Origin of the sequence: Pseudomonas syringae KCTC 12500 (assembly GCF_000507185.2) — a bacterium.
Lineage (GTDB): Bacteria > Pseudomonadota > Gammaproteobacteria > Pseudomonadales > Pseudomonadaceae > Aquipseudomonas > Aquipseudomonas syringae.
Genome location: NZ_AYTM02000002.1, coordinates 842,727 through 865,778 on the forward strand (window position 1 = coordinate 842,727; position 23,052 = coordinate 865,778).

Sequence of the window (23,052 nt, forward strand, 5' to 3'; positions counted from 1 at the left end):
ATTGATACAATTTGAAATCATTGCCCATCGTGCACTTCGTGCTCACAGGCCGCCCCGTCCGACCCGGTAAATGTTCTAATCACGCCCCCCTCCTCGCTCAACGGGCCCGATGCTTTTATGGATATTCACTCGCTTTGGCTCAGGACCCAGGAAATCTGGGACATGCTCGATCAGCACCCGTGGATACGTACCGGGCTGGCGCTGATCCTGTTGCTGACCGCCGCACTGGTGCTTGGCCGCGTGGCGCGCTTTCTGGTGCTGTATGCCGTGAGGATGCTGGGCCGTCAGGCATCGCTGCACTGGATCAACGACTTTCGCCACAACAAGGTTTTCCATCGCCTGGCGCAAATGGTGCCGTCGCTGGTCATTCAATTCGGCCTGAACCTGGTCCCCGGGCTGAGCGCCACAGGCAAAAACGTCATCGGCAACCTGGCGATGGCCTTCACCATCCTGTTCATGACCCTGGCCATCGGCGCCCTGCTCAACGCCCTGCTGGACATCTACGCGCGCACCGAACACGCCCGCACGCGCTCCATCAAGGGTTACGTGCAGTTGTCGAAGATGATCCTGTACGTCTTCGCCGGGATCATCATCGTCGCCACCCTGATCGACCGTTCGCCCCTGCTACTGCTGTCCGGCCTCGGCGCCATGTCGGCGGTCATCCTGTTGGTCTACAAAGATACCCTGCTCTCCTTCGTCGCCAGCGTGCAGCTGACCAGCAACGACATGCTGCGCGTCGGCGACTGGATCGAAATGCCGCAGGTCGGCGCAGATGGCGACGTGGTGGACATCACCCTGCACACCGTCAAGGTGCAGAACTTCGACAAAACCATCGTCTCCATCCCGACCTGGCGCCTGATGTCAGAGTCGTTCCGCAACTGGCGCGGCATGCAGCAATCCGGCGGACGGCGCATCAAGCGCAGCCTGTTCATCGACGCCAGCGGCGTGCGCTTCGTGCGTGACGATGAAGAACAGCAACTCATGCAAATCCACCTGCTCACCGACTACATCGGCCGCAAACAGGCCGAATTGCTGGCCTGGAACCAGGCACAAGGCAACGTCGCACAAATGTCCGCCAACCGCCGACGCATGACCAACATCGGCACCTTCCGCGCCTACGCCCTGGCGTACCTGAAAAGCCACGTCGATATCAACCCGAACATGACCTGCATGGTTCGCCAGCTCGAACCCACCTCGCAGGGCATCCCGCTGGAAATCTACTGCTTCACCCGCACCACGGTGTGGGTGGATTACGAGCGGATACAGGGGGATATTTTCGATTATCTGATTACGGTGATGCCGGAGTTCGGGTTGAGTTTGTATCAGCAGCCTAGTGGGGCGGATATGCGGGTGGGGTTGAGGGGGGAGTCGGCGCGGGTGGGGGCTACACCGTTGGTAGAGCCGTTTCCTACAAAACATTCAGGCTGAACGGCGCAGACAATGCGTAACTGAAGGCCTAAGATAGATCCACCGCCAACAGGAGCTTGATCATGAGCGCTCGAATTTCTCCAATCGTGTCGGAGTTTGAAACCGAGGAACAGGCCGCCAGCTACGACAAGTGGTTTCGTGCGCAGGTCCAGGCGTCAATCAATGATCCGGCACCCAATATTTCACACGATCAGGTCATGGCCGAGATGCGTGCGCTTCTAGAGTCTAAGCAGCCCCCGTCAGATGCTAGTTGAGTGGCGGCCGGCAGCACGAATGAACCTGAAGCAAATACTTTCCTACATCGCAGACAGAAATATACGAGCAGCCAGCGAACTGGGAATGGCAATAGAAGTAGCCACTTCAGCCCTACCTCAACATCCTTACTTGTATCGCCATGGGCGAGTGCCTGGAACAAGGGAAATCGTTGTCCACCCTAATTATCTCGTTGTTTACAAAGTGACAGATCGGATCGAAGTTCTCGCTGTACTTCACGCCAGGCAAGCCTACCCTACCGACGCTGGGTAGATCTTCGATTGAGGTGTTGGTGCTTATGTCGAATCAGAAAAGGCAATCGATTCTGCGGCAATAGCTACCTAATCAGTCCAGAAATACCGAACCGCCATCTGACTTTGCAGAAAACAACCCATGCTGGAGTTGGTAATGTGTGCTCTCAGAACGCTGACGAATTCATGATAACCGAGCTAGCTGCGGGCTATGCTTGACGCCCTATGGTCTGTACAAATCATCGTCATCAGAGCATCAAAAGCCATCCATAAAAAAATGACAAATTGGGGGTAAAGATGAATCGCATACTTCATGCTGCAGCGTTTGCAAGCTCCATGATGATCGTTGCAGCACCCGCCCAAGCCCGTATTACACAATTGGAGATCCTGCGGACCGAACCCGCTTTCGGAGGCGAAAGCTTCGGGAATACAGGGGCTTACGAACGCGTCTTTGCGCGCGCTCATGGTGAATTAGACCCAGGAGCGCCTGAAAACAAGATTATTCAAGACATCGAACTTGCACCCCGTAACGGGCGCGGGATGGTTGAATACACGACTGATGTTGCAATCCTGCGTCCCGCTGACGTGGCCAAATCGAATGATATTCTTCTCTTTGATGTGCCAAATCGAGGCTCTAAGCGCGCGATGTTATTGTTCAACGCTGATATGCAGGGTAGTCCAGCAGCGTTCAACAACTTCGAAGTCGCCGGGGACGGTTTTCTACAGCGCCAGGGTACGACGCTGATCGCGTTTGCCTGGCAGGGGGACGTTGCCCCGGGCGACAACCGCATGATGGTGCAATTGCCGACGGCCATAAATACTGATGGGGCGCCGGTAACAGGTGTGGTGCGCAGTGAGTTGACCACGCTTTCACCGACCGTCAGCCTTAACCTGTCCGCAGGTTGGTTCACCTCCACGCCGCCTCATACCAGCTATAAATCGGTTGAAACCGACAATACCAAAGTGCTCGCGAATGGCTTTCGTCCGACGTTGACGGTGCGTTCACGGGCAAATGCGCCCCGACAGGAAATTCCAGTGAATGACTGGAAGTTTGGCGATTGCAATACGCCGAACGAAACCCAGATATGCCTACCCGCGGGTTTTCAGCCCGGTAAGCTTTACGAGCTGATTTACCGGGCCAAGGAGCCGGCGGTAATGGGTATTGGTTTTGCGATCGCACGGGATGTTGGTGCGTTTTTCCAGCAGGCTGAGCATGACGATACCGGTGTGCCCAACCCTGTAGTGCATGGGCCTAAGGTCAAGTCGATTATCACTGGCTCATCACAGGCCGGACGATTCATCCGCAGCATGATCGCGCTGGGTTTCAACCGCAGCGAGGCAGGTCAGCGGGTCTATGACGGTGCGATGCCGCATATTGGAGGCGGCCTGATGCCGCTCAACATCCGATTTGCTCAACCTGGTCGGGCGTGGGGCCAGCAGGTCGATCATGACTCCCCTGCTTACGATTTTCCGTTTACCTATGGCCGGGAAACCGATCCTGTTACCGGACGCTCGCAGGGTTTGCTGGATCGCTGCAACGATAACAACACTTGCCCTCTGATATTCCACATGGCAACGGCCCTTGAACTTTGGGAGGGACGCCAGTCGCTTGGCCTTACCGATCCACTCGGCTTGCGCGATGCACCTGAACCGGAAAACGTCCGCACCTTTATTATGGCAAGTACGCAGCATGCCCCGCCGTCTTTGCCACTCCCGGCTAACCCACCTTTCGGCCTTTGCCAGGTTCAATCAAATCCCAATCCACACACCTGGACAATGCGCGCAGCGTTCATCAATCTCGTTGGCTGGGTTCGTGATGATACAGCACCGCCCGCTTCGATGAAGCCTTCTGTGGCGGACGGTACCCTCGTGCCGGCGGACAGGGTCAGTTTCCCACTCATCCCCGCGACCAATTACGGTAGCGTTTCGCGCCCCGAGCTCCGCTATACCGGTGCCGTGAATAGCCTGCAAGTTCTTGATTTTGGACCTGGTTTTCGTCCCGAAAACAGCTCTGGCATTCTCACAAACGAGCCGCCGAAATCGGGGGTTGGCAGTTACGGCCTTTTGGTACCTCAAGTGGATGCAGACGGAATTGATGTGGGTGGCGTTCGGGATGTGTATCTGGGTGCTCCCATCGGGACTCACACGGGTTGGAACACCTTCCGCCCCGAGTTTTTTGATGGTGGCTTTTGTAACTTCCAAGGCAGCTTCCTCCCGTTTGCCGCGACGAAGAAAGAGCGAATCGTGGCCGGAGACCCTCGCCTTTCCCTGGAGGAACGCTACCCCACGAAGGAGGATTATGTGTCTGCAGTGAGTAAAGCTGCAGACTCGCTGGTTGAAGCGCGGATGCTGCTTCCTGAAGACCGTGAGCGGCTTGTGAAGGAGGCGCAGGAGAAAGGTGTGCGTGTAGGGCCTTGAGCAGGGGTGATCATACCTTCGAAAAAGAGTTGTCTTAATCCTTGCCGCCTTTCATGCCAGGTCTGGCAAGAAATACCCGGAAGCTCGCGTCATTGCGGCTTTAGGCTCTCGATCGCAAAAACAGGCTGTTCGCAGGGTCGTTATGCAATGGGAAACGGGCGGCGGCGATTATGAGCTTGACCTAGTCCGCGCGGCTGGGTGGGCATGATCCGTATGCGTATCTCAAGGATGTGCTGCTGGGATTATAAAGGTGTGTTTACTTGTTGAAAATGCTTGCCGGATACAAACCACCGGCAGCGTGATGTCAACTGCGTGAGTAGTAGCTGATGCCATCGCTATCAGCAGATGGCATCACCGCCACAGGCGAATCATCCACGCGTTTTCAAATGAAGCATTGCATAGTGTTCGTAGTATCCACTCCCGTTCTTTACGATAGGGTCTTGAGAGGTAATCGCCGCGATATCCTGATCATCCTCGATTTGATACAGCGAAACACCGTAGCTTCCGGCAGGGTCGATTACCGGACCGTGGGCCACGATCAATCCCTGCTCCAGCAGCTCATTCAGATAACTGCCGTGTTGACTCATCCACTGACGCTCGTCAGCCGTCATGCTTGTCAGGAAATCTGCACGTGGCGGGATATATTTGCAAAGGTAATATTTCATGAGTTAATTCTCATTGCCTGAATGCATAGGAGTCGAAAAACAGAGTTTTATGGCGATTCTAGAGTTTTTTACCTGATGCAATACTTTTGAATATTGCGCTCTCAAACAGGCTCGGCAGGTAACGCTGAAGGAATAAGATCATTCCGGCCATCTTTGCCACTGGATGGCTAAACGGCGGTTTTTTTGTAGCGATGACGTTGACGATAGCGTTCACGACGGCCTGAGGTGATTCTGCCTCGTCGATACCTTTTTGGGTAACCACGTTTACTTTTTTACGGTAATTATCGTAGTCAGCAATCTGGCTGCCCGCTACGGAAATGGCATTGCCTCCCAGATTGGTCTTGAACCAACCAGGTTCAATCACACTGACATGGATATTGAATTGACTCAATTCAAAGCGCAAAGACTTGAAGTAGCCCTCCACGGCATGTTTGGATGCCGAGTAGTAAGACAAGTTAGGCGGCCCTATCAGCCCCACCATAGAGCTGACCGTGATTATTTGCCCAGCTTTTTGTTGCCGCAGGTGGGGCAAGACAGCGTTCGTCACTTTGACAGTGCCCCAGAAGTTTGTTTCAAACTGCTGACGACCTGTTTCTATCGGTGTCTCCTCGGCAAGACCGGTGACCATATAACCCGCGTTATTGACCAACACATCCAAGGTAGTGATATTTTTAAAAAGCGCTTCAGTAAAAGACTGGATGGAGCCATCGTCATCAACATCCAGACGCAGCAATTTGAACGGAACGCTGCTCGCATACCGCTCTGGATAACGACTCGTGCCCACAACGTTAAAGCCTTGCTGATGAAGATGAGTCGCAAGCATCAACCCAAAGCCCGATGAAGCACCTGTAATTAAAACTGTCTTTTTCATACGACTACCCTGACGTGAGAGGAGAGGTGCAAATGCGGTTTTGTCCTCGAAAGTGCTTTGGCCATTCAGCACCTCAGACAGTGCATACATTGCCCACACAATGAACAAATGACACTCGCCTAACGCGCCAACCTGACCTCGAAACGCGCCAGTTTTACTAAAGTTTTTCTGGCGCCATTCGCCATTGTCGTGGCGCGGTTGGCGACCTAAACTGAGCCCCTGAATATTCAAAACCCACCTTCCTCGAGTGAATGAATTTCCCATGACTGGTAAGCGCAGCTCAGCGTTGGACTACTCGGTTTGGCCAGGGTGGCGGGTATTAATGCAAGATGCAGGGCTGGCAACAGCTCCCGTTCTGCGTCGCGCGCAGCTACCGGGCGACTTGTTTACGCGGCAGAACGTTCGACTGGACTCTGCAAACTTCTTCATGCTTTGGAGGGCCATCGAAGCTGAAGCCAAGTCCATAAATGCTGAAGTCCCCGCGCCGTTGCAAATCGCTCGGGTCATGTCCTCGGACTGGTTTGATCCAGAGCTTTTTGCCGCGCTGTGCAGCGCCAATCTCAGCGGAGCGCTCGACCGGATTGCCAAATATGTGAGGCTTATCGCGCCCATGGTCATTCGGGTCGTGCCGACTAAAGCGCACACCACCGTCACCATGGACTTTTTAGACGCCGCTGAACCGCCCGCCGTATTTTTAGCATTCAAGCTCGTGTTCTTTGTTCAACTGGCACGGCTGGCGACACGTAGTGCCGTGCAGCCGTTACAGGTGAACTGGCCATCACCGTCGACGCTTGGCGCGGACCTTGAAGCCTACCAAGCCTACTTCGGCGTTGCCGTAACGCATGCGCCGCAGGCCAGCGTGGTATTTGCAGCGGCGGATGTCGGGCGCCCTTTCCTGACGGAAAATCACAAAATGTGGTTGTTCTTCGAGCCCGGTCTGCGACAAAGATTGTCTGATCTGGACAGGACATCCGGAATGGTCGAACGGGTACGTAGCGCACTGCTTGAGTCTTTACCGGCAGGCGCGGTATCGATGCAGGAAATCAGCCGCAAACTGGGCGTCAGTACCCGCACCCTCCAGCGCAGGCTGCAGGATGAAGGGACGACGTTTCAGCAGACACTGGACACTCTGCGTGAATCACTGGCACGCCACTATCTGCGCAGCACCGCAATGTCGAGTGCCGAGATATCGTTTCTTCTGGGATTCGAGGACGCCAATTCATTTGCTCGCGCCTTTCAATCGTGGACAGGAAGTACACCGCGCAAGGTCAGGGCTGAAATGGATAACTCCCGTCATCCATCGACTGCGCATTCAGAAGAATAGAAAGCGCCGAAACCGGTCTATGTTTTTGATTGTTTGATGAGGGTAATGCGGGCGGGACAGGCGCTGGTACTGTTCGCATTTTTCTTTGTGGTAGAAAGTCGGCTGGCCTCGGCCGTTTGTGTATTGCTGATGGCTGGCTTCGGTTTTGCCAGCGTGTCGCCCATTCAGCGGCTGGTGATGGACAAGGCTCGTGCGGCCGGAGCACCAAACCTTGCCGCCTCCGTCAACATAGGCCTGTTCAACCTGGGCAACGCAATCGGCGCCTGGCTAGGTGGCTGGGTGATAGCGGCAGGGTTCGGTTACGCAGCACCCAATTGGGTTGGCGGCATGCTGTCGACGTGCGCGCTGCTACTGGCAATCGCATCCGGCTGGCTCACCGTGTCTCATGTCGCCAAGCGTAAAGGCGCAATTGCCTGTAATGCGAGTTGATCACGACAACAAGGGTTCGGTGGCGATTATGGAAGACTGGACCCTGCCATCACATCCCCATCAGTTGGCATAGCTGGCAATCCGTCACGCCAGAGCAAAATCACGGACCTTATCGACTGGCCGGTCGAGTTGTTCCGCAAAGAAAATAGTCAGCGATGACAGGCTTCTGCCAGCCCATTATCCGAACATAAGCAGCGCCATTTCCTACAAACAATTAAGGCCTGAAGGCACAGACAGTAAACAGACTAACGCCTAAGATAGCCCGACCTACATTGCATATGATCAAGTCATTACTGAAATACAGACTTCTTTAATGACGAGACAATACGCAACACATTTGCTGTTAAGCACCCGATGGAAATATGTAACTAAACGGCGGACTTGGAAAAAGCTCGCGTCGTCTAACTACGCCAAAAATCCGCACGTACGCTTATCCACACATCAAAGATTAAATCCTCAACCAAAGGAATATCATGAAAAAATTACTGATCAGCGCCGCAATGGCTACTTCCCTGCTGGGTGTGTCCCTGGCCTCTCAAGCATCGGAAAACTGCCCTGCTGTCGCAAAGATCGAACAGGTCTCACCCGGTGTTTACCGTGCGAGCGGCAATGCCGGCGAGTGGACCGGCGTGCTGCAAGGCGTTGTGACAAAGAAAATGCCTGTGCAGTCCTTTGACCTGGCCATCGCTATTCAAGAGGGTGCAGACGCACCTCAGATGTTGCAACACTGCACCTACAGCATCGGTGGACGCGAGGCGCTGGACATGCGTTTCATCGCTAAAAACAATAAGGATTTCACTATAAAAACTGCAGGCAATGCCTGGAAGAAAGAAGATGGGCCTTTTGGTCTCGTCTATAACGTGTGTGAAAAAACATCACCTGAAAACTGCAAGTTCACTGTCGTTCAGTAACACGAAATAACCCTTTCGCTCTTCAGCGAGCCTGCAATGGCTCGCTGAAGAGTCACTCACGTCAGATCATGCAAATCCTTGCCCAATGCAGGCATGACTTCGAAATGAGAGAACACCACTTCCAGCCCTCCCCGTTCCGGACTGCAGCACATTGGGCCTACGGCATAAGACTCACTCACGGGGAATGGTGCCAGGCGCAGCAATGGCCAGCGCAGCCCGTCGCTGGAGTGCTGAATGCGCAGCACGCCCTTGGCGACGGTGACTCGCAGCCAGAGCCCGGATGACGAATCATCAAACGCACCTGTAGCCCAATCGGATTGTCCGCAGGTTAAAACGCTGCCCAACATCAGGGCTCCGTCGCTGACTTCAACGCCGGTTTTGACCCAGTTGCGCTCGTCAATGCGGACCATCAAGCCCGCTTGATCATAAAGTGTCTTGAAATCACCCTGCACATTCACTTGCGCAGTGAAATCACCGGTCACCGAAACACCCAGAAAATGACCGGTGTCGCGACAGAAGCCGTAGTGCGTCTGCTGCCAGAAATCGGTTTGCGGGTCCGTGGTGACTGTCAGACGCTCGTCCGTCACGCTGCAATGCCGGGGTGGGTTCAGCCAGATGCCTTTGTCGAACATGTCGCCTCCTGTGTGGGGTTGTCGAGGGTGATCAAGGGTTTACTGACCCATCTACTCCATATGCATGGACACCTTCCCAGCAATCAAAATCAACCGATAACACAGATATCTGACCACACCCTAAAACCTCAAGCACCTCACCCACCCAAGAAAAACGACATTTCCTACGTCCCAAACCCACGTCCACACCCTTGCCACCCCATCCCTGCCACGCTAACCTCCCCGCCGTTCGCTGCCAAATCAGCGGCCGGATTTAGCGATCCGTTCTATCCAGGCGTGTCAGCGCCCCACACACTGCATCAAGCTAAACTTGAAGTACGTGCTATGGCGGCTGTGCGTCGGAGACCTTCGGGTCTGCCGGTTTCCTGGATACCGGTTCGCTAACCTTCGCACAGCTGCCACCCATTCGTTTAGCGACGTCTTGTGGCAGTCTCATATCCAGGAGCTGCACCCATGTTCACTGCAACCCCCTGCGTGACCCACACCCCCCATTTCGAAGCCATCCTCTTCCTCCGCCACCGCCGCACCCTTCGCGCCATTTTTACCGAATCTCAAGCCTGGTTCTGCCTCGCCGACCTTGCCCGTCTGATGGGCAGGGCGCTGGATGAGCGTGCCACGCTCAAGCTCGATGCGGATCAGCGTCGCGAGGTCTGGCTGGAAGCTCATGGCGAGTGCCAGCGGCAATTGATGATCAGCGAGTCCGGCGTGCTAGCGCTGCTGGTTCATCATTACGTGCCGGAGAACCGCGCGCTGCGTCAGTGGCTGACGCATGAGGTGCTGACGACCTTGCATGATCAACAGAACGTCACGCTGGATAACCCCAGAATGAGCCAGCTGCAATGGCCGGGCACATCGCTGAGCGTGCTGCACTGGCGCAGCGAAACCTGGGTTCGCTTGCGCGACATGCCGAATGTGGTGGCCGAGGCAGCGCCCCGGCCAAAGCGGCCGTTATGGCGCAGGGTGTTGAAGCGCATCAACACAATGCGCACTGCCGCCTGACCGGTACTGCCTGAACCCCGTTGACACCCTTCCCACCAAAAAACATGATGCATCCACCCTAAAAACCGGAACGCACTCATGAGCGACAAGAAAAAGCTTTTGCTGACTGGCGCAAGCCGGGGTATCGGTCATGCCACGGTCAAGCATTTCAATGCCGCTGGCTGGGAGGTGTTTACCGCATCGCGGCAGAATTGGGTAGCTGATTGCCCGTGGGCTGAAGGTCTGCTCAACCACATTCACCTGGACCTGGAAAATATCGACAGCGTCAGCGAGAGCATGGCGGCGATCAAGGACAAGCTCGGCGGGCGGCTCGATGCGCTGGTCAACAATGCCGGCGTTTCACCGAAGACCGAGGACGGCGGGCGCATGGGTGTGCTGGAGTCGGATTACAGCACCTGGATCAAGGTGTTCAACGTCAATCTGTTCTCTACCGCGCTGCTGGGTCGGGGTTTGTTTGACGAGTTGAAGGCGGCCAAAGGCAGCATCATCAATGTCACCTCGATCGCCGGCTCTAAGGTTCACCCATTTGCGGGGGTCGCCTACGCCACGTCCAAGGCAGCACTGTCGGCGCTGACACGGGAAATGGCCTTCGATTTCGGCCCGCACGGGATACGGGTAAATGCCATTGCGCCGGGTGAAATCGATACGTCGATTCTGTCACCCGGCACCGCCGAGATTGTCGAGCGGCTGGTGCCGATGCACCGGCTGGGCAAGCCCGAGGAAGTCGCCTCGCTGATCTACTTCCTGTGTACGGCTGGCGCGTCCTACGTGAACGGTGCGGAGATTCACGTCAACGGCGGCCAGCACGTCTGACTCAACGTGTGCCGGAAACGCTCTCCGGCACGCGTCGCACGCCCAGGCGACTGATCCACACCGACGCCACGATCATCCCGCCGCCGATCAGCAGGCGGGTGAAGTCCTCATGCTGGTTCCAGATCAGCAGATTGATCAACAGCCCCAGCGGAACATGCAGGTTATTCATCACCGCCAGTGTGCCGCCGTTGACCATGCACGCGCCTTTATTCCACCAGTACATGCCCAGCGCCGTCGAACACAGACCGAGGAATAGCAGCACGATCCATTGGGTCGGCGCCTCGGGCAGGTGTTGCGGGTTGCCGAACATCAGGAACGCCGGCAGCACCACGGCCAGTGCGCCGAGGTAGAAGTAGCCGAAGCGTCGGTAATGCGGCAGGTCGCTCGGGTAGCGCGCCACCAGATGCTTGTACAGCACCTGCCCGGCGGCGTAGGTGAAGTTGGCCAGTTGCAGCAGCAGGAAACCGCCAAGGAAGTCGCCGTCCAGGCCATCGTAACGTATCACGCCAGCGCCCAGCACCGCGACCACTGCCGCCAGCAATGCCCAAGGGTTGAAGCGTCGGTCAGCGCATCTTCGATCAACGTCACGTGTAGCGGCGTGAGGATGGTGAACAGCAGCACTTCCGGCACCGTCAGCACCCTGAAACTCAGGTACAGGCAGACATAGGTCACGCCGAATTGCAGCGCGCCGATCAGCAGCATGCTGCGCATGAAGCGGGGTTCGACCTGACGCCAGCGGGTCAGCGGAATGAATACCAGACCGGCCAGCACCACGCGGACCAGCACCGCGAAATAACTGTCGACGTGCCCAGCCAGATAGACACCGATCAGGCTGAATGAAAAAGCCTGAATCAGTGTGACGAAAAGTAGATAACCCATGCTCGCCCCCCATTTTTGAAGGGCGCGACCATAGCGGTTGCGTCACTCACTGTCCACTCGACGGCCGCCGCTTTTTGACGCCAAGCCGTCGCCGCGCTCCGCGTTACCCGTCACAAATATGACAGCCGCATTATTGACGTACATGTCGTCGGTTTCGACGAAAATATAGCCTATATCGGCAACTTTTCCACAGTAAAAGGTCTTATCATCCCGGCGCTGCAATATTGACTTAATTCATCCACATTCGTCGTCGCCTGGAGTAACACCATGATATTCAACACAAAAGACTTCGGAGCACTGGGCGACGGCGTCACTGACGATACGGCAGCCATTCAGGCCGCGATCGACGCAGCCGCTGCGGCAGGCGGCGGTGAAGTGGTGATGGGGGCCGGGACCTACGTCGTGTCCGGTGGCGAGGAGCCTTCGGATGGCTGCCTGATGCTCAAGAGCAACGTCACCCTGTCGGGCGCAGGCATGGGCGAGACGATCATCAAGCTCGCGGATGGCTCCGACACCAAGGTGACCGGCATCGTGCGCTCGGCCTATGGCGAAGAAACCCACGACTTCGGCATGAAGAACCTGACGCTGGACGGTAATCGGGACGCCACCACCGGCAAGGTGGACGGCTGGTTCAACGGTTACATTCCAGGCTCTGATGGCAAGGATTCGAATGTCACCCTCGACAGCGTCGAGATCAAGGATTGCTCGGGCTACGGCTTCGACCCGCACGAGCAGACCGTCAACATGGTGATCAAGAACAGCGTGTCGCATGGCAACGGCCTGGACGGCTTCGTGGCCGATTACCTGAGCGACAGCGTGTTTGAAAACAACGTCGCCTATGACAACGATCGCCACGGCTTCAACGTGGTCACCAGCACCCACGACTTCACCCTGAGCAACAACGTTGCCTATGGCAATGGCAGCACCGGCATCGTGGTGCAGCGCGGCAGCGAGAACATCCCCTCGCCCGCCAACATCACCATCACCGGCGGCGCGGTATATGGCAACGCGGCAGAAGGCGTACTGATCAAGCTGTCCAGCCAGGTCTCGGTGAGCGGCGTGGACATCCACGACAATGGCAACGCCGGCGTGCGCATTTATGGCAGTTCCGGGGTGGATATCTTCGATAACACCCTGAGCAACAACTCCCTGGGCTCGCCGGTTCCGGAAATCATCATTCAGTCCTACGACGACACCACAGGCGTGTCCGGCAAGTTCTTCAGCGGCAGCGACAACCTGATCCGTGGCAACACGATCACCGGCAGTGACAACTCCACCTACGGCGTCGCCGAGCGCAACGAAGACGGCACCGACCGCAACAGCATCGTCGGCAACACCATCAGCCACACCAGCAAGGGGCTGACCCTGGTGTATGGCGATGGCAGCTTTGCAGGTGATGCGTTCCCGCTGGTGACCGTCAATGGCACCGAGGGCAACGACGTCATTACTGGTGGCGCAGCCCACGAGCAGATCTTCGGTCTGGCGGGCAAGGACACCCTGAACGGCGGTTCGGGTGACGACATCCTGGTCGGCGGTGCCGGGGCCGACAAGCTCACCGGCGGCGCGGGGGCCGACACCTTTCGCTTCGATCAGTTGACCGACAGCTACCGCACGGCGACCACCAGTTCCACCGACCTGGTCACCGACTTCGACATCAGCCAGGACCGCATCGACCTGACCAACCTGGGCTTCACCGGGCTGGGCAGCGGCAAGGGCGGTACGCTGAACATCAGCTACAACGCCACACTGGACCGCACCTACATCAAATCACTCGACGCCGATGCCAGCGGCAACCGCTTCGAGCTGGGCTTGAGCGGCAACCTGAAAGACACGCTCAATGCCAGCCACTTCATCTTTCAGCATGTCGTGGAAGGCACGGCGGGCGGCGATACCCTCACCGGCACCGACGGCAATGACGTGCTCAACGGCAATGCCGGCACGGACCGTATCGATGGCGGCGCGGGCGCCGACACGATCACTGGCGGAGCCGATGCCGACACCCTGACCGGTGGCGCAGGCGCGGACCTGTTCATCTACAACTCGCGCCTGGACAGCTATCGCAATTACACCGCCAGCGGCACCAAGCAGAGCGACACGATTACCGACTTCAACCCGGCCGAAGACCGCATCGACCTGTCCAGCATCGGCCTGCGCGGCCTGGGCGACGGCAGCGCCAACACCATCTACCTGTCCGTCAATGCCGACGGCAGCAAGACCTACATCAAGACCGATGCGGTCGACAGCACAGGCAATCGCTTCGAGATCGCCTTGCAAGGCAATCTGGCCGACAAACTGAGTGCGTCCAACTTCCTCTTCTCCACCGCAGCCGCCGCCAATCAGGCGCCAGTGCTCAATACGCCGCTGATGGACCAGAACATCACCGAGCTGAAGGCGTTCTCCTACGCCGTGCAGCCCGGCAGCTTCAGCGACCCGGACAGCAACACGCTGACCTACAGCGCCACCCTGGCCGATAACAGCGCCCTGCCCGACTGGTTGAAGTTCGACAGCAAGACCCTGACCTTCAGCGGCACACCGGGCGGCACGGCATCGGGGCTTTACTCGGTATTGCTGACCGCGAGCGACGCGACCGGTGCTTCGGTGGCCGACAGTTTTGCCATCAATGTGGGCAACGTGACACCGGGGATCCTCACCGGCACCGAGAACGCCGAGGCACTGTACGGCACCGAAGGCAACGACACGATTCTGGGCCTGGGCGGTGATGACACGCTGCGTGGCGATAGCGGCGCCGACATCATCAACGGTGGCGCAGGACGCGATGCCCTGTACGGTGGCGCCGATGGCGACACGTTCGTCTACAGCGCACTGACCGACAGCTACCGCGATTATGACGCTGGCGGACTGACCGCCACCGACACGATCTATGACTTCACCCCCGGCCAGGACAAGATAGACGTCTCCGCCTTGGGCTTTCTGGGGCTGGGCAACGGCGAGGATCACACGCTGTACATGACCCTCAACGAGACGGGCGACAAGACCTACATCAAGTCCGCCACGGCGGATGCCGACGGCAATCGCTTCGAAATCGCGCTGAGCGGCAACCTGATCGACACCCTGACCGACGCGGACTTCGTCTTTGGCCAGCGCGAGGCGCAGGAGATTCTCTACCTGCCGACGCTGGGCCAGTCCAATGCGCGCCTGCTGCGCATGACTGAAGACGATAACCAGTCCGGCACCTCGGAAATGGTCAAGGACCTGACCCGCTACACCGATTACGACGTGCGCAGCCAGTTCACCGACGCCAATGGTGATGGCATCGACCTCGCCGTGGGCGGCAGCACCGTGGTCGGCTACTCGACCGGCACTCAGGATGAACAGCGTGTTTCCTGGTGGCTCGTCGACACCGATGAGCCGGGCCCTGCGCTGTTGCGCGCCACCGAGTTGCTCAAGTCGCAACTGGCGTCGCTGACCGCCATCGACAAAGTGACCACCGGGATCATCTGGGGTCAGGGCGAAGAAGCCGCTCAGGAAATCGCCCGCGCCACTGACAAGCAGGCAGCAGCCGAGCTGTACAAGGCCTCGACCCTGAAAGTGTTCGACTACTTGCACGCGCAGATCGGCGATTTCACCGTGTACATCGCCGAAACCGGGCACTACCAGGCCGACGCCGCCAAGGCGCGCGGTTACACCGAAGAAAAGATCAACGCCATTGTCGAAGGCACCGGGTACGTCAGAAGCGTTCAGGAAGCTATTGCCACCGAGCGCGCCGACGTCAAGCTGGCGGTTGACTACACCGACCTGCCCCTGCGTTACGAGGTCAACCCGCTGGTTTACCCCGATGACGTCTGGCACTTGCATGAAGAGTCCGCCGAGATCGTCGGCCAGCGTCTGGCCGATTTCATCGCCGATGACCTGGGCTTTCATGGCAACGCCGCTGACAACAACGACCCGGCGGCCATTTTCGAGAGTGGCCAAAACGAAGGCGGCCACATCTTCGGCACCAGTGACGACGACACGCTGGTCGGCAGTTCCGGCAATGACACGCTGGACGGCGATCAGGGCGCAGACGACATGAGCGGCGGCGATGGCAACGATATCTACGTAGTCGACAACGCCTTCGATACCGTCACCGAAAGCAACGACTCGCCCTCGCAGGTGGACACCGTGGTGTCGTCTGTCAGCTGGACGCTGGGCGCCAACCTGGAAAACCTGGTGCTTACCGGCGTGTCTGCCATCAATGGCACCGGCAACGCCGTGAAGAACGTCATCATCGGCAATGCCAGCAACAACATTCTCGACGGCGCTGCAGGTGCCGACATGCTGACCGGCGGCGATGGGTCGGACAGTTATTATGTCGACGATGCCGCCGACCGGGTGGTCGAGACCAATGCCGATGCAAAAGTGGGCGGCGTGGATACGGTGTACAGCTCGCTGGCCAGCTACACGCTGGGGGCCAATCTGGAAAACATCGTCATCAACAGCACCGGGGCCGCCAATGCCACCGGCAATGCTCTGGATAACCTGATTTATGCGGGCGCTGGCGACAACGTCATGGACGGGCGTGACGGCAATGACACCGTGTCGTATCTGTTCACCACTGCCGGCGTCACCGTTGCGCTGAACACCAGCGCTCAGCAAGCCACCGGCGGTTCGGGCCTGGACACACTGAAGGGCACTGAAAACCTGATCGGCAGCCAGTTTGCCGACACCTTGACCGGCAACAAGAACGCCAACACCCTGAGTGGAGGCGCTGGCAATGACACCTTGTCCGGGGGCGCGGGCGACGACGTGCTGATCGGCGGATCAGGCGCTGACACGCTGATCGGCGGCACCGGCGCAGACCACTACGTGTTCAACGGCATCAGCGATACGGGCCTGGGCGGACTGCGCGACATCATCAATGGCTTCAAGACAGTCGAAGGCGACAAGCTGGACTTCTCCGGCTTCGATGCCCGCCCGCTGACCGATAGCCATGATGCCTTCGTGTTCATCGGCAACGCCGCGTTCAGCGCCCACAACAGCGGTGAACTGCGTTTTGCCGATGGCGTGCTGTACGGCAACATCGATGACAACGTCGGCGCGGACTTCGAAATCCAGCTCACGGGCGTGCAGACGCTGCAGGCCGCCGACATCATTGTCTGATCGTCCCAAAGCACATAACTCATAAATAGCCCTGGAAACGGGGCTGCACCCTCAGAATATCTGCAAGAGCGACCGGGGTGAGTGACATCCCCCGCAACCCCGGTGCTACACCAACGCGTTGCGCAAAAACGCGAAGCCTCTGTGCCCCCACCCATAAATTTGTCTTATCCATAAGAGCGCTCTACTCTCAGGCGGGCTGACAGCTGAGCCTGATTCGCAGCTTTATGATGCTGCGATTGAATCGGGATGAAACGTCGAGACTCTTGCCTGCGCCAACCTGCACACGTCGGGTGCGCGGCGCCTCCGGCCCGTTGATGAACACCACCGAACATTTGGCGTCTACTTCACCGTAGTTGTTGACGGTGATTGACCCGGTATCGTGATAGACGTCGTGAGCAACATAATCGATCTTCACGTCCTGGTACTGTTTTTCCACCTCGATGGGGTACGCCAGGGCCGTCACCGGCAACATGACCAGCAGCGCACAACACAGTCGATTCATTCGGCAATCTCCGAGTCGGGATTGTCAGAGTAGAACAATAAGCCCGTATTTAAAGAGGAATTACAGCATGAAAGCGCCCCGCGTGACTCTCGACCAGTGGCGCACATTGCAGGCCGTGGTCGATCACGGTGGTTTTGCTCAGGCCGCCGAAGCGTTGCATCGCTCGCAATCATCGGTGAGTTACACCGTGGCGCGCATGCAGGAGCAACTCGGCGTGCCGTTGTTGCGTATCGACGGGCGCAAGGCGGTGCTGACCGAAGCCGGTGGCGTACTACTGCGCCGCTCGCGGCAACTGGTCAAGCAGGCCAGCCAGCTGGAAGACCTCGCGCACCATATGGAGCAGGGCTGGGAAGCTGAAGTTCGTCTGGTGATCGACGCGGCGTACCCTTCGGCACGTTTGGTCAAGGCGCTGACCGCGTTCATGCCACAGAGCCGCGGCTGCCGGGTGCGACTGCGTGAAGAGGTGCTCTCCGGCGTCGAAGAGGTCTTGCTCGAAGGCGTTGCGGACCTGGCCATCAGCGGCTATAGCATTGCCGGACATCTGGGCACCGAGATGAGCTCGGTCGAGTTCGTCGCCGTCGCGCACCCGGACCACGCCCTGCATCAGGCCAATCGCGAGCTGACCTTTCAAGACCTGGAAAGCCAGTTGCAGGTCGTCATCCGTGATTCGGGCAGGCAGCAACCCAGGGACTTCGGCTGGCTGGGTGCGGAACAGCGTTGGACCGTCGGCAGCCTGGGCACCGCCGCGACCTTCGTCAGCAACGGCCTGGGCTTCGCCTGGCTGCCGCGGCACATGATCGAGCGCGAACTGCGCGAAGGCTTGCTCAAGCCCCTGCGCCTGGACAAGGGCGGCAGCCGCAACCCGACCTTCTATCTTTACTCCAGCAAGGACCGGCCACTGGGCCCGGCCACGCAGATTCTGATCGATCTGATCCGCAGCTTTGACACGACCCCGCTCACCGCTGCACTCGGCACGCCGCAAAACGCCTGACCGGAGCAGCCACATGGCACTCTGCGCACAATCAGGGCTGTATGCAGCACTTCAATCGCACGCGGCTGGAATTCATCGCCAGCAACGCAGTCTGAAATCCTGTGCGGTCCATGGACGTGCAGCCTGATCGCCTGAAGTGCTGCAAACCCGCCAATACGCTGGGCAAAAAAAGCCAAACGTGGTTACCTTGCCGGTCACAGTCGATATCTCTCAATGAAGGACGTGTTGCCACATGCTGAAAAAAATCGCTCTCGCCGCCTGCTCCGTGCTGTTCGCCGCCAACCTGATGGCTGCCCCGGATAAAGCCACGCACGTGGTACTCGACACCAGCTTCGGCCAGATTGAAATCGAACTCGCAGACACCAAGGCGCCGGTCAGCACCCAGAACTTTCTGGGCTATGTCGACAGCGGCTTCTACACCAACACCATCTTTCACCGGGTGATTCCGGGCTTCATGGTGCAGGGCGGTGGCTTCACCCCGCAGATAGTTCAGAAGCAGACCAAGGATCCGATCAAGAACGAAGCCCAGAACGGTTTGCATAACGTGCGTGGCACCATTGCCATGGCGCGTACCTCGGACGTGAACTCGGCCACCAGTCAATTCTTCATCAACACCAATGACAATGCCATGCTCGACAACGGCGCGCGCGACTTCGGTTACGCGGTGTTCGGTAAAGTCGTCAAGGGTATGGACGTCGTCGACAACATCGTCAACGCCCGCACCACTACTCAGAAAGGCATGCAAAACGTGCCAATCGACCCGATCCTGATCAACTACGCCAAACGCGTCAACTGATCGGGAAACCTGCACCGCATGAAGCCTTGGGCTTCGTGCGGTCCGGACGGGAGAGCCTCCACTTATCAAGGAGAACCCACGTTGCGTGGGTGTGATAGCCAATGCTTTATCGTCGTTTCGAAAAACTGATCGATATCTTCAAAGACGCTCCTACCGCAGCCCCGCCCAATACCGTCTTCGCGTTTTACCTCTACTACCTGCGTCAGGTGTGGCCGACGTTCACTGCGTTGCTGGTGGTCGGCCTGATCGGTGCGTTGATCGAAGTGTCGCTGTTCAGTTACCTGAGCCGCATCATCGACCTGGCGCAAACCACGCCGCCGGAGAATTTCTTCAGCATTCACGCTTCCGAACTGATCTGGATGGTCGTCGTAGCCCTGCTGCTGCGGCCGATTTTCGTCGGCCTGCATGATCTGCTGGTCCACCAGACGATCAGCCCCGGCATGACCAACCTGATTCGCTGGCAGAACCACAGTTACGTGCTCAAACAGAGCGTCAACTTCTTCCAGAACGACTTCGCCGGGCGTATCGCTCAGCGCATCATGCAGACCGGCAACTCGTTACGTGACTCGGCCGTGCAGTCGGTGGATGCGCTGTGGCATGTGCTGATCTACGCGATCAGCGCAATGGTGCTGTTCGCCGAAGCCGACTGGCGCCTGATGATCCCGCTGGGTACCTGGATCGCGGCGTTCATCCTCTCGCTGATGTATTTCGTGCCGAGGGTCAAGCAGCGCTCGGTGGATTCGTCCGATGCCCGCTCAAGACTGATGGGCCGCATCGTCGACGGCTACACCAACATCACCACGCTCAAGCTGTTCGCCCACACCAACCACGAGCAGCAGTACGCTCGCGAAGCGATGCGCGATCAAACCGAAAAAAGTCAGCTGGCTGGCCGCGTGGTCACCTCGATGGACACCACCATCACCACCATGAACGGCGTACTGATCGTCGCGACCACCGGTCTGGCCCTTTGGCTGTGGACGCAGTCGATGATCTCGGTGGGTGCGATCGCACTGGCCACCGGTCTGGTCATCCGCATCGTCAACATGTCCGGCTGGATCATGTGGGTGGTCAACGGCATCTTCGAGAACATCGGCACCGTGCAGGACGGCCTGGAAAGTATCTCGCAGCCCGTCACCGTCAATGACAAACCCGGCGCCCTGCCGCTGAAGATCGAAAACGGCGGCGTCCGGTTCGACGGCGTCGATTTCCATTACGGCAATGGCAACGGGATCATTCACAACCTCAACCTGGACATCAGACCGGGTGAGAAGATCGGCCTGATCGGACCTTCCGGCGCGGGCAAGTCGACGCTGGTCAACCTGCTGCTGCGCATGTACGACGTGCAAGGCGGAAGGATCCTCATCGACGGCCAGGATATTTCCGAAATCACCCAGGAAAGCCTGCGGGCGCAGATCGGCATGATCACCCAGGACACCTCGCTGCTGCACCGCTCGATTCGCGAGAACCTGCTGTATGGCAATCCGCACGCAACTGATGAACAGCTCTGGGATTCGATTCACAAGGCGCGCGCCGACGAGTTCATCCCACTGCTCTCGGACTCCGAAGGTCGCACCGGCTTCGACGCCCATGTCGGTGAGCGCGGCGTCAAGCTGTCCGGCGGTCAACGCCAGCGTATCGCGATCACCCGCGTGCTGCTCAAGGACGCGCCCATCCTGATCATGGACGAAGCCACCTCGGCACTCGACTCGGAAGTCGAAGCAGCGATTCAGGAGAGCCTGGAGACGTTGATGCAGGGCAAGACCGTGATCGCCATCGCGCACCGCCTGTCGACCATCGCGCGCATGGATCGCCTGGTGGTTCTGGAGAAAGGCCAGATCGCCGAAACCGGCACGCACAGCGAACTGCTGGCGCATGGCGGGCTGTATGCACGGCTGTGGCAGCATCAGACCGGTGGGTTTGTAGGCGTGGATTGATAGGGCGAGGCTGCCGGCCTCTTCGCGAGCAAGCTCGCTCCCACAAGATCTTCACAAGCCATAAAATCTTCAGGGGCAGTGATCTCCCCGCTACCCCGCCTGTCGGTCAGGTGTACACAGCAGTTGTGTGAGCTTGATCACGAAGGTGCCAGTGCAGTCGCTGAATGTCTTCTGGATAGCCGCTCACCTGTCGGTCAGGTGTACACCGAACTTGTGGGAGCGAGCTTGCTCGCGAAGAAGCCCGTGCAGTCGCTGAATGTCTTCTGGGTAGCTGCTCACCTGTCGGTCAGGTGTACACCGCACTTGTGGGAGCGAGCTTGCTCGCGAAGAGGCCCGTGCAGTCGCTGGATGTCTTCTGGATAGCTGCTCACCTGTCGGTCAGGTGTACACCGAAGTTGTGTGAGCTTGCTCACGAAGGTGCCAGTGCTGTCGCTGGATGTCTTCTGGATAGCTGCTCACCTGTCGGTCAGGTGTACACCGCACTTGTGGGAGCGAGCTTGCTCGCGAAGAGGCCCGTGCAGTCGCTGAATGTCTTCTGGATAGCTACTCACCTGCCGGTCAGGTGTACACCGAAGTTGTGTGAGCTTGCTCACGAAGGTGCCAGTGCAGTCGCTGGATGTCTTCTGGGTAGCCGCTCACCTGTCGGCCAGGTATACACCGAACTTGTGGGAGCGAGCTTGCTCGCGAAGAGGTCAGTGCAGTCGCTGAATATCTTCTGGCCGGTTACTCCGCCTGCCGATACGGCAGCGCGCTGCGCGCATCCTCGGCATAGGCCATTACGCCGACGCGCTCCTGCTCCAGAAACTCGCTGACCGCGTCTTTCAGGCCTGGGTGCATCAGGTAATGCCACGAACGGGTGATCTGCGGTTCGAAGCCGCGGATCAGTTTGTGTTCGCCCTGCGCACCGGCGTCGAAGCGTTGCAGGCCGTGGGCGATGGCGTAGTCCATACCCTGGTAAAAACAGGTTTCGAAATGCAGCCGGTCGAACTCGGCCAGGCAGCCCCAGTAACGCCCATAGAAACTGTCGTCACCGATCAGGCTGAAAGCCATCGCCACAGGCCGTGAGCCCTGCAGCGCGATGACCACACGGATCGATTCGGGCATGCGCTCGGCCAGCAGGCTGAAGAACTCACGCGTCAGGTAAGGCGCCTGCCCGCGCACCTCGTAGGTATTGGAGTAGCACGCATACACGAAGTCCCACAGCACTTCGCTCATCTGCGCGCCTTCGAGCCATTCAAACTCGATGCCCTGCCCGGCCACCTGTTCACGCTCCTTGCGCATCTGTTTGCGCTTGCGCGAACTCAATGCGTCGAGAAAATCCTGGAAATCGCGGTAGCCGCGATTCTGCCAATGAAACTGGCAACCAATCCGTTGCAACCAGCCCGGTTGGGTTTCAAGCAGGGCATCGGCCGCCGGATCGGTAAAGTTCACGTGCGCGCTCGACAGCCCCTCACGTTGCAGGTACGCCGGCAGCTCGCCGAGCAACTCGATGCCACCCTGAGGCGTCGCGGACAGAATCCTCGAACCGCCGACCGGGCTGAAAGGCACGGCGACCAGCAGCTTGGGGTAGTAGGCAATGCCAGCGCGACGGCAGGCGTCTGCCCAGGCGTGATCGAACACGTACTCGCCATACGAATGCCACTTTCGGTAGGCCGGCAACGCCGCCACCAACTGATCGTTTTCGTAGTGCAGCACATGTTCGGCACGCCAGCCTGATCGTGGGCCGAGGCTGCCGCTATCCTCCAGCGAGCTGAGAAACGCATGCCGCAGGAATGGCTGATTGCCAGGGACCAGCGCATCCCATTGGGCAGGCGTGACGGTGGCGAGGCTGTCGATTACGTGAACAGGCATGCAGGT

18 protein-coding genes and 1 pseudogene are annotated in these 23,052 nt (G+C 58.2%); 13 read left to right on the forward strand and 6 right to left on the reverse strand.

Annotation, left to right across the window (positions count from 1 at the left end; translation table 11 throughout):
• Window positions 1-117: 117 nt before the first annotated feature.
• The 4 genes from V476_RS04235 (at window position 118) to V476_RS04245 (ending at window position 4,349) form a co-directional block, all read left to right on the forward strand.
• Entirely contained in the window at window positions 118-1,428 is a 1,311-nt protein-coding gene (locus V476_RS04235) for a mechanosensitive ion channel family protein (protein ID WP_032633502.1), read from the forward strand.
• Window positions 1,429-1,490: 62 nt separating this feature from the next.
• Entirely contained in the window at window positions 1,491-1,682 is a 192-nt protein-coding gene (relB, locus tag V476_RS04240; protein ID WP_003319671.1) for a type II toxin-antitoxin system RelB family antitoxin, read from the forward strand.
• A complete protein-coding gene (locus V476_RS26635) occupies window positions 1,672-1,953 on the forward strand; it encodes a type II toxin-antitoxin system RelE/ParE family toxin (RefSeq protein ID WP_003319672.1) in 282 nt (93 codons plus the stop codon). Before relB ends, V476_RS26635 begins: the two co-directional genes overlap by 11 nt.
• 275 nt (window positions 1,954-2,228) lie before the next feature.
• The gene (locus V476_RS04245) at window positions 2,229-4,349 is read left to right on the forward strand and encodes an alpha/beta hydrolase domain-containing protein (protein ID WP_024961445.1); all 2,121 of its coding nucleotides are present in this window, start codon (window positions 2,229-2,231) and stop codon (window positions 4,347-4,349) included.
• A 368-nt stretch (window positions 4,350-4,717) separates the two neighbouring features.
• Here the strand turns inward: V476_RS04245 and V476_RS04250 are convergent, their stop codons facing one another.
• Both V476_RS04250 and V476_RS04255 read right to left on the reverse strand, forming a co-directional pair.
• Window positions 4,718-5,014 (reverse strand): YciI family protein, encoded by a 297-nt coding sequence (locus tag V476_RS04250; protein WP_003314475.1) that lies wholly within the window; start codon window positions 5,012-5,014, stop codon window positions 4,718-4,720.
• A gap of 58 nt (window positions 5,015-5,072) precedes the next feature.
• Complete coding sequence (locus tag V476_RS04255) at window positions 5,073-6,116, reverse strand: SDR family NAD(P)-dependent oxidoreductase (protein ID WP_235810953.1); 1,044 nt, start codon at window positions 6,114-6,116, stop codon at window positions 5,073-5,075.
• A 91-nt stretch (window positions 6,117-6,207) separates the two neighbouring features.
• Between V476_RS04255 and V476_RS04260 the strand changes: the two genes are divergently transcribed.
• The 3 genes from V476_RS04260 (at window position 6,208) to V476_RS04270 (ending at window position 8,549) form a co-directional block, all read left to right on the forward strand.
• On the forward strand, window positions 6,208-7,209 hold the full coding sequence (locus V476_RS04260) for an AraC family transcriptional regulator (RefSeq protein WP_024961443.1): 1,002 nt from the start codon (window positions 6,208-6,210) through the stop codon (window positions 7,207-7,209).
• 45 nt (window positions 7,210-7,254) lie between these two features.
• Complete coding sequence (locus V476_RS04265; protein WP_024961442.1) at window positions 7,255-7,638, forward strand: MFS transporter; 384 nt, start codon at window positions 7,255-7,257, stop codon at window positions 7,636-7,638.
• Window positions 7,639-8,111: 473 nt separating this feature from the next.
• Window positions 8,112-8,549 (forward strand): DUF3757 domain-containing protein, encoded by a 438-nt coding sequence (locus tag V476_RS04270; RefSeq protein ID WP_024961441.1) that lies wholly within the window; start codon window positions 8,112-8,114, stop codon window positions 8,547-8,549.
• A gap of 56 nt (window positions 8,550-8,605) precedes the next feature.
• Here the strand turns inward: V476_RS04270 and V476_RS04275 are convergent, their stop codons facing one another.
• Complete coding sequence (locus tag V476_RS04275; RefSeq protein ID WP_024961440.1) at window positions 8,606-9,181, reverse strand: DUF1349 domain-containing protein; 576 nt, start codon at window positions 9,179-9,181, stop codon at window positions 8,606-8,608.
• Window positions 9,182-9,634: 453 nt separating this feature from the next.
• Here V476_RS04275 and V476_RS04280 point away from each other — a divergent pair, with 453 nt between their 5' ends.
• Window positions 9,635-10,180, forward strand: a complete 546-nt coding sequence (locus V476_RS04280) for a BRO-N domain-containing protein (protein WP_024961439.1) — start codon at window positions 9,635-9,637, stop codon at window positions 10,178-10,180.
• 78 nt (window positions 10,181-10,258) lie between these two features.
• Window positions 10,259-10,993: an SDR family NAD(P)-dependent oxidoreductase gene (locus V476_RS04285; protein WP_003314465.1), complete on the forward strand. Its 735-nt coding sequence runs from the start codon at window positions 10,259-10,261 to the stop codon at window positions 10,991-10,993.
• Between the two features lies 1 nt (window position 10,994).
• Here V476_RS04285 and V476_RS04290 read toward each other — a convergent pair.
• Window positions 10,995-11,872 (reverse strand): annotated as a pseudogene (locus tag V476_RS04290) (carboxylate/amino acid/amine transporter).
• A gap of 267 nt (window positions 11,873-12,139) precedes the next feature.
• On the opposite strand from V476_RS04290, the gene V476_RS04300 reads away from it, so the two are divergent.
• Window positions 12,140-16,972, forward strand: coding sequence for a M10 family metallopeptidase C-terminal domain-containing protein (locus tag V476_RS04300; protein ID WP_024961437.1), 4,833 nt, complete (start codon window positions 12,140-12,142; stop codon window positions 16,970-16,972).
• A gap of 187 nt (window positions 16,973-17,159) precedes the next feature.
• On the opposite strand, the gene V476_RS04305 is transcribed toward V476_RS04300, so the two are convergent.
• The gene (locus V476_RS04305) at window positions 17,160-17,474 is read right to left on the reverse strand and encodes a hypothetical protein (protein ID WP_003314461.1); all 315 of its coding nucleotides are present in this window, start codon (window positions 17,472-17,474) and stop codon (window positions 17,160-17,162) included.
• 67 nt (window positions 17,475-17,541) lie between these two features.
• Between V476_RS04305 and V476_RS04310 the strand changes: the two genes are divergently transcribed.
• The 3 genes from V476_RS04310 to V476_RS04320 all read left to right on the forward strand — a co-directional run bounded on the left by V476_RS04310 (window position 17,542) and on the right by V476_RS04320 (window position 21,195).
• The gene (locus tag V476_RS04310) at window positions 17,542-18,465 is read left to right on the forward strand and encodes a LysR family transcriptional regulator (protein ID WP_003402385.1); all 924 of its coding nucleotides are present in this window, start codon (window positions 17,542-17,544) and stop codon (window positions 18,463-18,465) included.
• A gap of 232 nt (window positions 18,466-18,697) precedes the next feature.
• A complete protein-coding gene (locus V476_RS04315; protein WP_024961436.1) occupies window positions 18,698-19,261 on the forward strand; it encodes a peptidylprolyl isomerase in 564 nt (187 codons plus the stop codon).
• A 101-nt stretch (window positions 19,262-19,362) separates the two neighbouring features.
• Window positions 19,363-21,195, forward strand: coding sequence for an ABC transporter ATP-binding protein (locus V476_RS04320; RefSeq protein WP_016568773.1), 1,833 nt, complete (start codon window positions 19,363-19,365; stop codon window positions 21,193-21,195).
• A gap of 723 nt (window positions 21,196-21,918) precedes the next feature.
• On the opposite strand, the gene V476_RS04325 is transcribed toward V476_RS04320, so the two are convergent.
• Window positions 21,919-23,046, reverse strand: coding sequence for a GNAT family N-acetyltransferase (locus V476_RS04325; protein ID WP_016568774.1), 1,128 nt, complete (start codon window positions 23,044-23,046; stop codon window positions 21,919-21,921).
• Window positions 23,047-23,052: the final 6 nt, after the last annotated feature.

Coding starts and splice junctions, on each gene's coding strand:
- V476_RS04285 (WP_003314465.1), top strand. CDS start 10,259: ATGAGCGACAAGAAAAAGCTTTTGCTGACTGGCGCAAGCCGGGGTATC.
- V476_RS04245 (WP_024961445.1), top strand. CDS start 2,229: ATGAATCGCATACTTCATGCTGCAGCGTTTGCAAGCTCCATGATGATC.
- V476_RS04325 (WP_016568774.1), bottom strand. CDS start 23,046: ATGCCTGTTCACGTAATCGACAGCCTCGCCACCGTCACGCCTGCCCAA.
- V476_RS04250 (WP_003314475.1), bottom strand. CDS start 5,014: ATGAAATATTACCTTTGCAAATATATCCCGCCACGTGCAGATTTCCTG.
- V476_RS04315 (WP_024961436.1), top strand. CDS start 18,698: ATGCTGAAAAAAATCGCTCTCGCCGCCTGCTCCGTGCTGTTCGCCGCC.
- V476_RS04265 (WP_024961442.1), top strand. CDS start 7,255: ATGCGGGCGGGACAGGCGCTGGTACTGTTCGCATTTTTCTTTGTGGTA.
- V476_RS04235 (WP_032633502.1), top strand. CDS start 118: ATGGATATTCACTCGCTTTGGCTCAGGACCCAGGAAATCTGGGACATG.
- V476_RS04260 (WP_024961443.1), top strand. CDS start 6,208: ATGCAAGATGCAGGGCTGGCAACAGCTCCCGTTCTGCGTCGCGCGCAG.
- V476_RS04310 (WP_003402385.1), top strand. CDS start 17,542: ATGAAAGCGCCCCGCGTGACTCTCGACCAGTGGCGCACATTGCAGGCC.
- V476_RS04320 (WP_016568773.1), top strand. CDS start 19,363: ATGCTTTATCGTCGTTTCGAAAAACTGATCGATATCTTCAAAGACGCT.
- V476_RS04300 (WP_024961437.1), top strand. CDS start 12,140: ATGATATTCAACACAAAAGACTTCGGAGCACTGGGCGACGGCGTCACT.
- relB (WP_003319671.1), top strand. CDS start 1,491: ATGAGCGCTCGAATTTCTCCAATCGTGTCGGAGTTTGAAACCGAGGAA.
- V476_RS04270 (WP_024961441.1), top strand. CDS start 8,112: ATGAAAAAATTACTGATCAGCGCCGCAATGGCTACTTCCCTGCTGGGT.
- V476_RS26635 (WP_003319672.1), top strand. CDS start 1,672: ATGCTAGTTGAGTGGCGGCCGGCAGCACGAATGAACCTGAAGCAAATA.
- V476_RS04305 (WP_003314461.1), bottom strand. CDS start 17,474: ATGAATCGACTGTGTTGTGCGCTGCTGGTCATGTTGCCGGTGACGGCC.
- V476_RS04275 (WP_024961440.1), bottom strand. CDS start 9,181: ATGTTCGACAAAGGCATCTGGCTGAACCCACCCCGGCATTGCAGCGTG.
- V476_RS04280 (WP_024961439.1), top strand. CDS start 9,635: ATGTTCACTGCAACCCCCTGCGTGACCCACACCCCCCATTTCGAAGCC.